Origin of the sequence: Marinarcus sediminis (SeqCode), assembly GCF_048571275.1 — a bacterium.
In the GTDB taxonomy this organism is placed as follows: Bacteria; Campylobacterota; Campylobacteria; order Campylobacterales; family Arcobacteraceae; genus Marinarcus; species Marinarcus sediminis.
Map to the genome: position 1 here is coordinate 1,076,235 of NZ_CP182357.1, position 14,574 is coordinate 1,090,808.

Annotated in this window: 13 protein-coding genes and 3 tRNA genes; 12 read left to right on the forward strand and 4 right to left on the reverse strand. The window is 34.8% G+C overall.

What is annotated here, in order from left to right:
- The first annotated feature begins 67 nt into the window (after positions 1-67).
- From cobT to ACNI3C_RS05515, 6 genes are read left to right on the forward strand one after another with little or no spacing between them, the layout of a single operon-like run.
- The gene (gene cobT, locus ACNI3C_RS05490; RefSeq protein ID WP_419771249.1) at positions 68-1,135 is read left to right on the forward strand and encodes a nicotinate mononucleotide-dependent phosphoribosyltransferase CobT; all 1,068 of its coding nucleotides are present in this window, start codon (positions 68-70) and stop codon (positions 1,133-1,135) included.
- Between the two features lie 5 nt (positions 1,136-1,140).
- On the forward strand, positions 1,141-1,632 hold the full coding sequence (locus ACNI3C_RS05495; protein ID WP_419771250.1) for a bifunctional adenosylcobinamide kinase/adenosylcobinamide-phosphate guanylyltransferase: 492 nt from the start codon (positions 1,141-1,143) through the stop codon (positions 1,630-1,632).
- Positions 1,629-2,378, forward strand: a complete 750-nt coding sequence (locus ACNI3C_RS05500) for an adenosylcobinamide-GDP ribazoletransferase (protein WP_419771251.1) — start codon at positions 1,629-1,631, stop codon at positions 2,376-2,378. Before ACNI3C_RS05495 ends, ACNI3C_RS05500 begins: the two co-directional genes overlap by 4 nt.
- Entirely contained in the window at positions 2,375-3,391 is a 1,017-nt protein-coding gene (locus tag ACNI3C_RS05505) for an aminotransferase class I/II-fold pyridoxal phosphate-dependent enzyme (RefSeq protein WP_419771252.1), read from the forward strand. Before ACNI3C_RS05500 ends, ACNI3C_RS05505 begins: the two co-directional genes overlap by 4 nt.
- Complete coding sequence (gene cbiB, locus ACNI3C_RS05510; RefSeq protein ID WP_419771253.1) at positions 3,391-4,266, forward strand: adenosylcobinamide-phosphate synthase CbiB; 876 nt, start codon at positions 3,391-3,393, stop codon at positions 4,264-4,266. Before ACNI3C_RS05505 ends, cbiB begins: the two co-directional genes overlap by 1 nt.
- A complete protein-coding gene (locus ACNI3C_RS05515; RefSeq protein ID WP_419771254.1) occupies positions 4,256-4,681 on the forward strand; it encodes a hypothetical protein in 426 nt (141 codons plus the stop codon). The genes cbiB and ACNI3C_RS05515 overlap by 11 nt, the downstream gene beginning before the upstream one ends.
- On the opposite strand, the gene ACNI3C_RS05520 is transcribed toward ACNI3C_RS05515, so the two are convergent.
- The 4 genes from ACNI3C_RS05520 to ilvD all read right to left on the reverse strand — a co-directional run bounded on the left by ACNI3C_RS05520 (position 4,671) and on the right by ilvD (position 9,813).
- Positions 4,671-5,900, reverse strand: a complete 1,230-nt coding sequence (locus ACNI3C_RS05520; protein WP_419771255.1) for an ArsS family sensor histidine kinase — start codon at positions 5,898-5,900, stop codon at positions 4,671-4,673. The two genes, ACNI3C_RS05515 and ACNI3C_RS05520, sit on opposite strands and share 11 nt — an antisense overlap.
- Complete coding sequence (locus ACNI3C_RS05525; RefSeq protein WP_419771441.1) at positions 5,897-6,565, reverse strand: response regulator transcription factor; 669 nt, start codon at positions 6,563-6,565, stop codon at positions 5,897-5,899. The genes ACNI3C_RS05520 and ACNI3C_RS05525 overlap by 4 nt, the downstream gene beginning before the upstream one ends.
- 10 nt (positions 6,566-6,575) lie before the next feature.
- Positions 6,576-7,994 carry a Do family serine endopeptidase gene (locus ACNI3C_RS05530; protein WP_419771256.1) on the reverse strand — a complete coding sequence of 473 codons (1,419 nt, stop codon included), beginning with the start codon at positions 7,992-7,994 and terminating at the stop codon, positions 6,576-6,578.
- Between the two features lie 130 nt (positions 7,995-8,124).
- Positions 8,125-9,813, reverse strand: a complete 1,689-nt coding sequence (gene ilvD / locus ACNI3C_RS05535) for a dihydroxy-acid dehydratase (protein ID WP_419771257.1) — start codon at positions 9,811-9,813, stop codon at positions 8,125-8,127.
- A 144-nt stretch (positions 9,814-9,957) separates the two neighbouring features.
- On the opposite strand from ilvD, the gene ACNI3C_RS05540 reads away from it, so the two are divergent.
- From ACNI3C_RS05540 to ACNI3C_RS05565, 6 genes are all read left to right on the forward strand, one after another.
- A tRNA-Leu gene (locus ACNI3C_RS05540) sits at positions 9,958-10,044 on the forward strand.
- A 15-nt stretch (positions 10,045-10,059) separates the two neighbouring features.
- Positions 10,060-10,148: transfer RNA gene (locus tag ACNI3C_RS05545), tRNA-Ser, on the forward strand.
- Between the two features lie 54 nt (positions 10,149-10,202).
- Positions 10,203-10,277: transfer RNA gene (locus ACNI3C_RS05550), tRNA-Cys, on the forward strand.
- 270 nt (positions 10,278-10,547) lie between these two features.
- Entirely contained in the window at positions 10,548-11,312 is a 765-nt protein-coding gene (locus tag ACNI3C_RS05555) for an MlaA family lipoprotein (protein ID WP_419771258.1), read from the forward strand.
- 5 nt (positions 11,313-11,317) lie between these two features.
- Positions 11,318-11,926, forward strand: a complete 609-nt coding sequence (locus tag ACNI3C_RS05560; RefSeq protein ID WP_419771259.1) for a Tgt2/MlaC family protein — start codon at positions 11,318-11,320, stop codon at positions 11,924-11,926.
- The gene (locus ACNI3C_RS05565) at positions 11,927-14,404 is read left to right on the forward strand and encodes an efflux RND transporter permease subunit (RefSeq protein WP_419771260.1); all 2,478 of its coding nucleotides are present in this window, start codon (positions 11,927-11,929) and stop codon (positions 14,402-14,404) included.
- Positions 14,405-14,574 lie beyond the last annotated feature (170 nt).

Genomic DNA, 14,574 nt, shown 5'->3' on the forward strand with positions numbered 1-14,574 from the left:
AAATTATCTAAGTTATAGCTACATGCAACTTAGATATACTTCTTTTTATGAAAAAAAAGGAAAGAGTTTGTCGTATAAAACCATATTAGGAACCAAAGATTTTATAGAATTTTTACGTGGGAAAAAAGCCACATTGTTATTGAGTTTATCCACAACACAAACCTGCCAAATAGAAGGCTTAACGCAAGCGGGAATTCCCGGTATGATTTATTTAACCCCCACTTTAGATGCCGAGTTTGTCTGTACAGGTGAACTCAGAAGTTTAGAAGGTGTTGTTAAAACTTCAAAAGGCGTACCTACTCCTGCATTAATTACACGTGCCATTCATCTTCTTCACCCTTTTTCAAACATTGAGTTATTGGATTTAGGGATGCAAGTCAAACCCAAAGTCAATTTTTTTAAATGCCATGAGTTTGATATCCAACCCAGTGCCTCTATTGCAACGGGTGCAAATATTGATGCCATGACACTCTTTCAAAAAGGGGTCGAATTTGGGAAAAATTATGAGTGCCGTGATGATTATATTCTTTTAGCAGAAAGCGTGCCAAGTGGTACAACAACTGCGTATGCCACAGCAAAAGCTTTAGGGTATGAATGCGAAGATAAATTTTCAAGTTCATATAAAAACTCACCCAAAAGTATTCGAGCGACAGTACTTCAACAAGCGTTAGAGAACATCAAAGATAAAGATGATTTGTTTGAAAAAGTGGGAGAAGTTGCCGATAATATGCTTATTTTTAATGCAGGATTGATTTTGGGTGCTGCGTATAAACAAACAAAAATTGTTTTAGCAGGAGGCACTCAAATGGCGTGTGTGCTTCTTTTGGTCAACGCTATTGTGAAATATATGGGAGGAAGTTTACAAAGCGATAATTTGGCGTTATGTACAACTTCTTGGGTGCATGAAGATGAAAACTCTGATATTAAAGCGCTTTTAGAGATGTTGGATTTCCCCATTCATGCCTACAGTGCAGACTTTAATTTTGCCACTTCAACACACCCTGCTTTAAAACTCTATGATGAGGGTGAAGCCAAAGAGGGTGTGGGTGCTGGTGGTGCTTTGGTGTATGGTTTAATCAATGGGGTTTCAAAAGAGCAAATCATTGGTACTCTTGAAACATTTTTAAAAGGTTAATTCCAATGAAAATCTTCTATTTTGGTGGTCAAAAGTGTGGGAAAACAGCGTGTGCCATACAAAAAACACTGGAGTTAGCAAAAGATAAAAAGCCCATTTATGTAGCAACTTATTTGGATAACTACAACGACAAAGAGATGCAAGAGCGACTCAAAAACCATAAAAAAGAGCGTAGCGACACATTTATCACGATTGAAGAGGGGTATGATTTATCGCATCTTCAAGAGGGTGAAACCTATTTGATAGATTGTTTGTCTATGTGGATTTTAAACAATTTAGAAAAAACCAAAGAGGAGTTGATTACTCAAATTGAAAAACTCTTTGAAAAAGAGTGCAATATTGTGTTTATTTTAAATGATGTCAGCCGAGGGATTATTCCTTTGGATTCTCAAAGTCGAAAATTTGTCGATTTGAGTGGCATTATTGGACAAGTTGTTGCAAAAAATTGCGATGAGGTCTACGATGTTTCGTATTCAATTGCAAGGCAAATCAAATGAAAACAATGGTTAATGGCTTTTTACTGGGATTTTCGTATTTCTCTGTTTTACCGATTCATTTAAAAGCTCTTCAATCAAGCCAACAACTGTATCGGGCTTTGCTTTTTTCTCTTCCTGTGGTGGGATTGGTGTTGGCATTGATTTGCGTAGGACTTTTTACTCTGCTCAAAGGAGTACTTCCCTTAACTTTTGCAGCCATTTTATGTTCAGTGATATATTTGATTTTATATGGTTTTTTACACCTTGAGGCCGTGTGTGATGTCATTGATGGTTGGTATGCATCGTTGAGTGGAAAAGATATTTATGCCATTATGAAAGAGCCACAAATTGGGGCAATTGGGGCAATTGGAACCTTTCTTTTAATTTTGCTCAAAATCTCTGCACTCTGTTTTTTATTGATTTATTCAAAAGAGCAGTTCTTTATCATTGCAGCAGTTTTTAGCCGATTGGGTTTGATTTATGGCTTGAGTTGGTTTGACTTTCATGAAAAGTCAAAGTTTGCACTGCAACTTAAAAGTGCCGCAACGTTTCAAGTAACTGCGTTTGTTTCCATCCTTTTTATGGTACTTTCCTATTTTATTTTGGATTCAACAACGGTGTTTATTTTTTTGTTATTGACCCTTTTTGTCATTTTTAGCAGTTTGTATATCTTAAAAAAGAAGTTTGGTTTTCTAAACGGGGATTGTTTGGGATTTTCGTTGGAACTGAGCGAAGTTCTTTTATTAATTGTTGGGCTAATGCTGTGAAAGAGTTTGAGCACGGCGGTCAAATAGAGCTGTTTGCCCAAGAGTTAAGTTGTCCTATCGAAGAGATTATAGATTTGTCGTCAAATATCAATTTTATTAAACCCAATATTGGTGTGGATTTTAACCATTTAAATATCTCTTCGTATCCCACATACCATAAGTTGTATGAAGCCATTGCTCAAAATTATGGCATCAATACCCAACAATTGGAACTTTATAATGGGGGAAGCAGCGCCATTTTTGCACTTTTTAGGCAGTTGTCATTGCAAACATGTACGATTTATTCGCCTGCGTATTTAGAGTATAAAAAAGCGGCTAAAAATTTTGGATATAAACTTGAACTGATCAATCGTTTTAATGCGTTTGATACGGGCATTACACCTCAAAGTTTGGTGATATTTGTGAACCCCTCAACACCTGATGGCAAATTTTATGAGATTGAAATTTTATTGCAGTATTGGAAAAGTCAAGACGCCACGGTGTTAATCGATGAATCCTTTTTAGATTTTACGCAAAAAAGCAGTGCGATTGAGTATTTAAATAAGTATGATAATGTCTATATTTTAAAATCAATGACCAAGTTTTACTCTAGCGCTGGAATACGTGTTGGAACTCTTGTTTCCAATGAGAAAAATATTCAAGCCTTAAGAAAAAATGAGCCTCAATGGAAACTCTCACAGTTTGATTCTATCTATTTACAAGAAGCACTCAAAGATAAAAGTTTTAAAAGTATTTCGAAATCACTCAATGCCAAAAACAATATTTTGCTTGAAAACGTATTAAGGGCGTCGCCTCTTTTTGAGAGGGTTTATTCAAGCAGTGCGAATTATATGTTGGTGCAACTTAAAAGTATGTCAGCCCAAATGTTCCAAGAGCAGTTGAAACCATATAAAATCATGGTAAGAAACTGTGCCAATTTTGACTTTTTGGATAAAAGTTGTGTGAGAATTGCAGTCAAAAGTCAAAAAGACATTGAAGCGTTAGAAACGGCTTTAAAACAAATCGAGCTTTGATGTTTGTTGAAATTACTTTAATCGCATACCTCATTGATATGATTTTTGGTGAATTCAAATTTATTCGTCATCCTGTTGTACTTATGGGAAATTACATCAAATGGTTTGAAAAACACAAATACAAAAACTCTGTTGTAAGAGGAGGGGCTTTGTGTTACAGTTTGGTGGGCATTGTTTTTGTAGTGGCTTTTTTGGTGGAAAAATATGTTTCAAATGTGTTTGTTTTAGGACTCATTGCTTCTACTGGAATTGCTTCTAAAATGCTTTTTGATGCAGTTTTAGGGGTGTTGAATGCTTCAAATCCCAAAGAACAAATTGCACTGTTGGTCAGCCGTGATACCAAAGATTTAAGCCCAAGTGATATTCACAAAGCCTCTATTGAAACTTATGCTGAGAACTTAAGCGATGGTGTCATTGCCCCACTTTTTTATCTGTTATTGTTTGGCTTACCTGGTTTGTTTGTTTATAAAGCTGTGAATACACTTGATTCTATGGTGGGGTACAGAAATGAGCGTTATGAAAAGTTTGGAAAAGTCTCTGCGCGTTGGGATGATATTTTAAACTATGTTCCTGCAAGGATTACCGCACTGCTTATTGCCCTTCTTTTTGCCAGTAAAGAGGCAATGACGATGACAATTTCGTTTGGAAAGTTGCATGAAAGTCCCAATGCTGGGTATCCTATTTCTGCCATGGCATTAAGTATTGGAGTACAATTGGGTGGTCCGACCTCATATTTTGGAAAAATCAAAGATAAACCCTATTTTGGAATAGGTCGTGTAATGATTTCAAAAGAGGATGTCTTAATGGCCTTATCATTGAAATACAAGTTAGATATTTTTATTATCGTTTTTTTAGGAGTTTTATATGTCATATAAAAAATGGTTTGACGCCCATGCCAATAAACATGCCAAAATAATGGAAAAGTTAAAAGACAAAACCGACGACGAAGTCATTGCGTATTTTGATTTTGAAAACATGAAAGTGCAAGAAAAAGAGTTTTGCCCGCTTTATGAACAAGAGAAAAAATGCCATGACATGAAAGCGTTAAACTGCTATTTGTGTGCATGTCCAAATTTCAGATTCGATGATGAAGGCATGGAAATCATAGAAGATAAAACACTCTTTTCGATTTGCTCGATTGAGAGTAAATTTGGTTCACAATTTAAAGGTGAAGGGTACATTCACCAAAACTGTTCGGGATGTTTTGTGCCACATAAAGTCTCTTATATTAAAAAACATTTCAATCGTGATTGGCGAGTGATTATGAAAGATGTGGAAGTTAAGAAGTAGCTTTTTTAAAGGTGATGGTAAAGATATTTTGTTTGTTTAAATGGCTATAACTGAATCCAAAGCCATGCAGATCTAAAATGGTTTTGACAATATACAATCCCAAACCAAAGCCATCGCTTCGTTTCTCTTCTTGTGAAAAAGGTTCGGTATAAAAATCCAACTCATTTTTAAGTTTTTCCCCATTTGAAATGACCTCTATTTTTTTGTTATTTACATTGATTATTGCCTCTTCATGAGTATTGAATTTTATGGCATTATCCAGTAAGTTTTTAAGTGCAATGGCAAAAAGTTCTTTGTCTACTTCAATGGTAGTATTTTCAAATTTTGTGGTAATGGGTACATTTTCAAGTAACATGATTTTAAGTGTGGCAGAATACAAATCATTAATATGAATTTTCTCTTTGTGAATGGTTAAAATATTCGATGATATTTTCTCCACTGTGGCGAGTTCTTTGATGATGTTGTTCATTCTCTCAAATGCATTTTGTAAAATCTCTTTGTCTCTTACATTGGGAAGCGTTTCAGCAATAATCATCCCTTTGGTAATAGGAGTTTTGAGTTCGTGCATCATATTTCGCATAAAGAGGTTTTTCGATTTTGATTGATTATCAATAAATTCAATGGCTTGGGCAAAACTTTGTGCAATTTTACCGATTTCATCGTTATTGACTGATGTAATTTTTACATGCAAATCACCATTTGAAAATCGTACGATTTGGTCATTTAATTTTTTTAAAGGTAAGAGTTTTTTTCTAAGTGAAAAGTATAAAGCAATAAAAATAAGAAGAAAAACCGTGTAAATGAAAACAGCAATTTGGAAGTTATAAGGTTTGGGTTTCAAATCTTCAAGCAGAACATTGTAACTGAGTTGTTGGATATAGATATAAAAATGACCTCCACTTTTATAGACTCTCATTCGTCCCAAATAAGAGTTTTTAATTAACAGCAGCTCGGAATGGTTGATAATATTGAGCTTCTCTTCTCGATGAGTAATTTCAGAAACATTGTATTGTTCAAAAAGAGGTTCTAACTCAGCATTCGTAGGGAAATTCTCAAATTTTTTTAAAAATGCTTCTGCAACCAAAAGGTAACGCTGGTGTTGGGTGATAATATACTTCTCTTTATCTATGTTTATAAAAAAGACAAATGCCAAAGTGATGGCACAAAATGCCACAAAAAAGATGACATTTATAAACGTAGATATTGAGACGTTTTTCATAATATGAGTTGATACCCAATGCCTCTTACAGACTTAATATACGTTTGTGAGTCATCAATGGCACTGATTTTGGTGCGTATTCTTGAAATGATAACATCAATGTTTTTTAAGCTGCTTTCATCTTCAATATGAAAACTGTCGTAGATGAAATCTTCTCGTGAAACCACGCCCCCTTTTCTTTGAATGAGCAGTTTTAAAATATCAAACTCTGCCATGGTCAAATCCAAAAGTTTGCCTTGGAAAAGTATCTGCATGTCATCCAATTTGAGTTCAAATATTGGCGTATTGGTTTGAACTTCGGGTTGAATTCGTTTTAAAATGGCTTTGATTCGTGCGCTTAACTCTCTTGGGTTATAGGGTTTTGGCAAATAATCATCTGCACCACGCTCCAAGCCCATGACTTTATCCAAAATATCATCGCGTGCACTTGAGATAATAATGGGAATATTGGAAGCTGCTCTGATTTTAGGAATGAGTTCAAGTCCGTCAATTTCTGGCAAAGTCAAATCCAAAATAAGCAGTTTAAACTCTTTATTGGTTTCAATGAGTGATAGCCCATCGTAAGGGCTATCGGTGTTGGTGACTTCTATATCAAAAGCACTCAGATATCGTGTGATAATTTCTGCGAGTTCTAAGTCGTCTTCTATCATTAGTACTTTAGTAATAGGGTATCCTTTATTTCACTACAAATAAAATCGTTTGTCCAAATCGATTGACATAGACTCTTTTTGTACTCTTTTTATATTTTTTGATGGCGTTTTGTACGTCACTGAGTTTTTTAATTTCAATATCTTCTATTTGAATAATAACATCACCTGCTTGAAAACCTACTTGTTCTGCATTACTTTTTGGTTCAACATCTTTAATCATCACTCCAGTGAAGTTTCTTGGCAGTCTGAATTGGTCAATAATTTTATCGTTGATTTGAGTAAGTTTTAAGCCACCTAAAACGGTTTCATTGCTTGTCGCTGTTAAACTGCTTCGATCGGCAAGAACAATGACCAACGTCATATCTTTTTTATTTCGTTCAATTTCTAAAACAATTTTTTGATTGGGTTTGAACTCGGCAACGGTGTTTTGTAAATCCACTCTGTCTTTTATGGCATTGTCATTGATTTTATAAATTAAATCGCCTCGTTTTAAACCATATTTAGCAGCAGGGGTATCCTCTTCTACATCTAAAACCAAAGCCCCCTCTTTTCTGACATAGACATTTTTAAGTTCTGTACTCAAATCATCAATGACCACACCTAAGTAACCTCGGGTAACTTTCCCATCTTGAATGAGTTTCTTAGCAACATTTTTAACCATATTAATAGGAATAGCAAATCCAATGCCATCGTTTCCACCTGAACGTGAAATAATGACAGAGTTAATTCCAATCAGTGCTCCACGACTGTCCACAAGTGCTCCTCCAGAGTTTCCTGGGTTAATCGAGGCATCGGTTTGAATAAAGTTTTCATATCGGTTGATACCGACTTTGTTTTTGTTTAAAGCCGAAATAATTCCTTGTGAGATTGATTCACCTAAACCAAAAGGGTTTCCAATGGCAAAAATAACATCACCAATACGCAAATCTTCGGCGTGGGCAAATTTAATTGGTACTAACCCTTTGGCTTCTATTTGTATAACCGCTAAGTCCGAGTCAGCGTCTTTTCCAATAATTTTTGCAGGATACTCTTTATCGTCTCCTGTAATAGTTACCATCACTTCATCGGCATTGTCCACAACATGGTTATTTGTAATGATATAACCATTTGATGAAATGACAACACCTGAACCTAAAGATCGCAGAAGTCGGCTCTCTTTGAACTGTTCTCCCAATTGGTCACCAAAGAATTTTTTCAAAAATGGATCATTGAGCATTTGAGAAGGAATGGTTGCTACACTTTTAACTCTTCGTTTGGCTGAAACATTCACAACAGATTTTACGGAGTCTTTAATCAAGTCGTGAAAAGAGAATATTTGTTGTTGAGTGTTGGGCACAACTCGTTGAGGGTTCTTCGCTACTGTTTGAAAAGTAATATTACTTGCAAATATATTCACCGTCAACAAAGATGAGATTATTAATACTTTTTTAGTGGTTAAAAACATGTCTTGTCCTTTTGTTATTAATTATAATAAAAGTATAACCACGATACATAAACTGTAAGCCAATGAATGGTTAATCAAAAGTTAATAGAAGAAGGGTAAACTGCATAGAGAACTATGCAGTTTGGGTTTTTTAGAGGTCAGTTTTTAAAACAGCACCGTTACTTGCATTGGTTACAAGTGCGCGGTATTGTCCTAACCATTTTGACTTAAGTGGTTTTTTAAGCGGTACAAAGTTGGCTTTTCTTTTAGCAATCTCTTCATCACTTAAGTTTACAGATAAGATGTATTCATCCACATCGATATGGATTTCATCTCCATCTTGAAGTAAGCCAATCATTCCACCTTCAGCGGCTTCTGGACTTACGTGACCAATTGAAGCACCTCTGGTAGCACCTGAAAATCGTCCGTCAGTAATTAAAGCAACTTTATCGCCCAGACCCATTCCCATAATCAGTGAAGTTGGGGCTAACATCTCTTGCATTCCTGGACCACCTCTTGGACCTTCGTAACGAATAACAACAACGTCACCTGCTTTGACTTTTCCACCAATAATTCCTGCAATCGCTTCTGGCTGACCGTTAAAACATACGGCTTTCCCCGTAAGTGCTCGTGCCCCTGTGATACCAGCAGTTTTAATAACCGCACCTTCTTCGGCTAAATTTCCATAAAGAATTGCTAATCCACCCACTTTGCTGTATGGATTGTCAATGGTATGAATAATATTGGTGTCTTTGATGTACGCATCTTTGATTTTTTCATACAGTGTTTCACCAGAGATAGTCAGGTTTTCCAATAAAATATCGTCACCTCTTTTTGTCATCTCTTTCATTACGGCATTAACACCACCCGCTTTGTTGATATCTTCCATGTGCACAGTGCTTAAACTTGGAGAAATTTTAGCAATATGAGAAACTTTTTTTGAAATTTTATTGATATCTTCTAATTTAAAGTTTACTCCCGCTTCTTTTGCAATGGCCAACATATGTAAAACCGTATTTGAGCTTCCACCCATTGCCATATCCACTGCAAAGGCATTTCTTACGGCATTTTCATTTAAAATATTTGATAATTTAAACTGTGTTCTAAGCGCGTTATCTTTTGCAATAACACAAATTCTTCGTGCTGCTTGTCTGTATAACTCTTCTCTTTGTGGTGTTAAAGCCAAAATGGTTCCATTTCCAGGTAGAGCAATTCCCATGGCTTCCATGAGTGTGTTCATAGAGTTTGCAGTAAACATTCCCGAACAGCTTCCCCCACTTGGACAGGCATTACACTCAATATCGGTCAACTCTTCTTCTGAAATATCTCCATTTTCAAACTTTCCAACGGCTTCAAATGCCGTAGCTAAGTCAATAGGCGTTCCATCTTTTGTGTGGCCTTTGGCCATTGGACCACCCGATACAAAGATGGTTGGAACATCCACACGAAGTGCACCCATAATCATCCCTGGTACAATTTTATCACAGTTTGGAATGGCAATCATGGCATCGAGTTTATGGGCATTCATTACGGTTTCAATAGAGTTTGCAATAAGCTCTCTGGAAGGAAGTGAAAAAAGCATTCCATCATGTCCCATAGCAATTCCATCATCCACTCCAATGGTGTTAAATTCAAAAGGAACACAGCCATTGGCTCGGATCTCTTCTTTGATAATTTCTGCAACTTTATTTAAAAAAAAGTGCCCAGGGATAATCTCTATAAAAGAGTTCGCAACCCCAATAAATGGCTTGTTAAAATCGTCGTTTTGTAATCCAGTTGCTCTGAACAAAGATCGGTGAGGTGCTCTGTCATAGCCTTTTTTTACTTCATCACTTCTCATGAATTTCCTTATTAAGTATTAAATTTTATTAATTATAGCAAAAAATACAGAAACTTTTATTAAAAGCCTTGACAAGAAAACATTTTTTAAATATAATTCCACTCCATTTTAGGAAGAACATCTTAAAGTAGATATACACACTGTGCGAGTGTGGCGGAATAGGTAGACGCGCGGGACTTAAAATCCCGTTCCGGTTTCGGAGTGTGAGTTCGATTCTCACCATTCGCACCATAGAATAATAAATGTAGAGAGCTGACAGAGTTGGTCGAATGTACCGGTTTTGAAAACCGGCGAGGTTAACGCCTCCGGGGGTTCGAATCCCCCGCTCTCTGCCATTTACTTATATACAAATCATTTTCTTATTACTCTTAATTTAAATGATTTATTTTGGAGCCATAGCAAAGTGGCTAATGCATTGGATTGCAAATCCTTGATCCTCGGTTCGACTCCGAGTGGCTCCTCCAAAAGCTTTAAAAATTCACTTCAATTTCCAATCTATTTTTTCCAAAATTGACACCATAAATCTTTAATTTTTTTGTCGGTTTTTCGTCATTTAAACTCAATATGGTTTATCTCTTTTACATTGACTCTTGATGGGTATATTTTGGTTTGTAAAGAGATTCTGCGTTAAAATGTTACGTCTGAATAAAGCGGTTTACTTTTTGTTAACTTTTATAAAACTCTATAGAATAAAATGTTACAATTATCGGATTATTTATTATTTTTGGAGTCCTATGAGAAGTTTATTTTTTGTTATATTGGTGTCAATTTCTATTTTTGCGCAAGAAGCCAACCTTGTTCAGCCTGAGTCACAACAAGCGCAATCGAATTTTGTAAATGATTTTTCAGATGAATTTGAAACAAAAGATGTCGAAATATTTGACCCTTTAAGTGGCTATAACCGAGTGATGACCAACTTTAATGATGGTTTTTATACCAATGTATTAACGCCTGTTGCAAGAGGATATGCCTATGTCATTCCTGAACCTGCAAGAGTTGGTGTTTCAAATGTTTTTGACAATCTTTTTTTCCCCATTCGATTTATCAATAATATACTGCAATTTAAGTTTTTAAACGCTTCAGAAGAGCTTGGACGATTTGTGATTAATTCAACTTTTGGACTTTTGGGTATAATGGACGTTGCAAAAGATTTAGGACTTAAAGCGCACAAAGAGGATTTTGGACAAACCTTAGGATATTATGGTGTAGGAAGTGGATTTCATGTTGTTATTCCCTTTTTAGGCCCTTCAAACGTAAGAGATATTTTTGGTTTAGGAGTAGATTCATTTGGTGATGTAACATCGTCTAATATGGCGTATGAACCGTATAGAATTCCAAATGACGCAGAAGAAACGCTTGGAATAAAAACTTTTCAAATCGTGAATAGAACCTCATTGCATTTAAATGAGTACGAAAATCTTAAAAAAGATGCCATAGATTTATACCCTTTTTTAAGAGACATTTATGAACAAAGAAGAAAAAAACAAATAGAGGAATAATAGCAGTGACAAGAGAAGTGAATTTTGCCAAATTTTTAGCAGCTGTGATATTTGGCTTATTGATGGTTCAGCCAATATTTGCATTACAAGAGGAGAAAATATTTTCTACAATGCAAGAAAAAATAGCATCAGCAACAGCAATATTACAAAATAAGAGTTTAGAAAAAAAAGTCAAACAAAAAGATTTATTTGATATTTTTGATGTGGTGTTTGACTATGAGTTGATGTCAAAATTGAGTTTAGGTAAACAGTGGAATTCTCTTGAAAATGACCAAAAAAAGATATTTTCAAGCAGTTTTGAACAAAAATTAAAAAGCTCATATATTGATAAATTGGATCTGTATACCAATGAAGAAGTGGTGGTAAAAAGCATCAATAAATCTAAAAAAAACAGAATTGAGTTATTGACCAATATTATTGGCAAAACAGATACGTATGAAGTGGTCTATAAATTTTACGACAACAAAGGGGACTGGCTCATTTACGATGTGGATATTTTAGGCGTGAGTATTATTCAAACGTATCGAAATCAATTTCAAGGAGTCCTTCAAAGAGAAGGGTTTTCTCAATTAATTGAAAAACTAAACAAAGTTAATGCAGTAGCCGTTAAATAGATGCTTGAACGTTTTTTTAAAACCATTGTTTTACCGCATCCTAAAAAAGTTTTAGCTGCTATTTTTTTATGCGTTGCTTTTTTGGCTTTTTATGCAACAAAATTGGAGATAGATGCTTCTGCAGATACTTTGCTTTTAGAAAATGACCATGATTTAAAGTTTTCTCGTATTATTGGGAAAAGATACGATACTCCTGATTTTCTTTTGATAACTTTTACTCCCAAAGAGGATCTACTCTCAAAAAAGAGTTTAGCTACGATTGCTGATATCAGTAAAGATTTGGAAAAACTTCCCCGCGTCAATTATGTTACCTCTATTTTAACTGTACCACTTTTACAAAGCCCCGTAAAAGAGTTAAAAGATTTGGTCAATGACGTTCCAACTCTTCAAAAGAATCATGTGGATAAAGTTTTAGCCAAACAAGAGTTTTTGACCTCTCCTTTATATAAAAATGCACTTGTCAGCAGTGATTTTAAAACAACCGCTATTTTAGTGAATTTGAAGTACGATCAAAAATATTTTGATTTAATAGATAAAAAAGAGGAACTTCAACAAAAAAAAGCAGATAAAACCATTACGCTTGAAGAAGAGAAACAGTTTAATGCCGTTTTGCTTGAATATAAAAAACACAAAGATTTACAACGCGTAATTGAGCACCAAAATATTGAAGAGATTCGAAAAGTTATGGAGAAGTATAAAGATAAAGCGCAACTCTTTTTAGGTGGTGTGAATATGATTGTTGATGACATCATAACGTATGTCAAAAGCGATTTATATATCTATGGGACAACACTTTTAGCTATTTTAATTGTGGTGTTGTGGCTTATCTTTAAGCAACTGCGATGGATTGTGATTCCTGTCATTGTTTGTCTGCTCTCTGTGATTTCAACCAGTGGGGTTTTAGGTTTATTTGGTTGGGAAGTAACGGTCATATCTTCTAATTTCATTTCGTTGCAATTAATCATTACCATTTCGATTGTATTACATTTAATTGTGCGATACAATGAAGTCAATGCTACACATAAAGAGGCGACTCAAGAGGAGTTGGTCTTAGAAACGGTGCTTTCAAAAGCAAAACCTTCATTTTTTGCCATCATTACCACTATTGCAGGGTTCTCTTCCTTGATTGTCTCTGGAATCAAACCTGTCATTAATCTTGGTTGGATGATGAGTACAGGTATAGCAATATCGTTGTTACTCGCATTTTTAGTGTTTCCTTCTATTATGATGTTGCTGAAAAAAGTTAAAACGAAAAAAGAGGAGACCCAACACTCTTTTTCCATGACAAAATTGTGTTCAAATACCGTTTTAAAATATGGTAATGCCATTATTTATATCAGTATCATTGTTTTTATCTTCTCTGTTGTAGGGGCGAGTAAACTTATTGTTGAAAACAGTTTTATCAGTTATTTCAAAAAAACTACAGAAATATATAAAGGAATGGAAGTTATTGACCAAAAATTGGGTGGTACCACGCCTTTGGATATTATTTTAGATTTTAAAACCATGGAAGTTACCGCAGATATTCCGAGTGAAAATCAAGACGATATGATGGATTCATTTGAAGATGAATTTGCCCAATCCAAAGATGAACCTCAATATTGGTTCACTCCAGATAAAATGGAAAAAATCATGAAAGTGCATGATTATCTCTCTTCTATTAAAGAAATAGGTAATGTTCAATCTTTGGCAACACTTTTAAAAGTAGGACAGTCATTAAATCATGGTAAAGATTTAGATAACTTTCAATTGGCACTTCTGTATACGCAATTGCCACAAGAGTACAAAAAGTTGATACTCTCTCCTTATATCAGTATTGAGCACAATCAAGCAAGATTTGCAACGAGAATTATCGATTCAAATGAAAATCTCAGAAGAAATGAGTTGCTTAACAGAATTAAAAGAGAGTTAAAAACAGTTGTAAGTGAAGATGAAGGCACATTTAGATTATCAAGTTTAATGGTGTTATACAATAATATGTTGCAATCACTTTTTGAATCACAAATATTGACCTTGGGAATTGTGGTTATCATGCTTTCAATTATGTTTTTAATTCTATTTAGATCAATTGCCATTGCACTCATTGCAATGGTTGTTAATATTGTTCCCATTGGCATTATTTTTGGACTCATGGGATTTGCTCATATTCCCCTAGACATTATGACCATAACCATTGCAGCCATTTCAATTGGAATTGGTGTGGATGACACGATTCACTATATTCATCGATTTAAAGAAGAGTATGAAACGTGTGGTGATTATGTTGAAGCCATGAAACGTGCACATCAAAGTATTGGATATGCCATGTATTATACTTCGCTTGCTATTATGCTTGGATTTTCAATTCTTGTAGTATCAAATTTTATTCCAACCATCTATTTTGGGTTGTTAACAGTGCTTGTCATGTTTATGGTTTTATTGGCCGATTTACTTCTTCTTCCTAAACTTTTACTTCATTATAAACCTTTCAGCAAATAAATTTTATGCAATAATTGGAAAATTTGACCAATTATTGCATTATTCTTTCCAAACTTTACAAATTTAAGTAAAAGTTAAGAGGAAGGGCTTGACAAAGGGTAAAAAATTGTCTATAATTCCCGTCCAATTTCAGAGGAACTGGAGATAAGTTCTGAAGGGATTAAGTTCTT

Bases quoted from the DNA above. Each gene is read 5' to 3' on its own strand.
- ACNI3C_RS05500 (WP_419771251.1), top strand. From the start codon at position 1,629: ATGAAAACAATGGTTAATGGCTTTTTACTGGGATTTTCGTATTTCTCT.
- ACNI3C_RS05515 (WP_419771254.1), top strand. From the start codon at position 4,256: ATGTCATATAAAAAATGGTTTGACGCCCATGCCAATAAACATGCCAAA.
- cbiB (WP_419771253.1), top strand. From the start codon at position 3,391: ATGTTTGTTGAAATTACTTTAATCGCATACCTCATTGATATGATTTTT.
- ACNI3C_RS05555 (WP_419771258.1), top strand. From the start codon at position 10,548: ATGAGAAGTTTATTTTTTGTTATATTGGTGTCAATTTCTATTTTTGCG.
- ACNI3C_RS05495 (WP_419771250.1), top strand. From the start codon at position 1,141: ATGAAAATCTTCTATTTTGGTGGTCAAAAGTGTGGGAAAACAGCGTGT.
- ACNI3C_RS05520 (WP_419771255.1), bottom strand. From the start codon at position 5,900: ATGAAAAACGTCTCAATATCTACGTTTATAAATGTCATCTTTTTTGTG.
- ACNI3C_RS05565 (WP_419771260.1), top strand. From the start codon at position 11,927: ATGCTTGAACGTTTTTTTAAAACCATTGTTTTACCGCATCCTAAAAAA.
- ACNI3C_RS05530 (WP_419771256.1), bottom strand. From the start codon at position 7,994: ATGTTTTTAACCACTAAAAAAGTATTAATAATCTCATCTTTGTTGACG.
- ilvD (WP_419771257.1), bottom strand. From the start codon at position 9,813: ATGAGAAGTGATGAAGTAAAAAAAGGCTATGACAGAGCACCTCACCGA.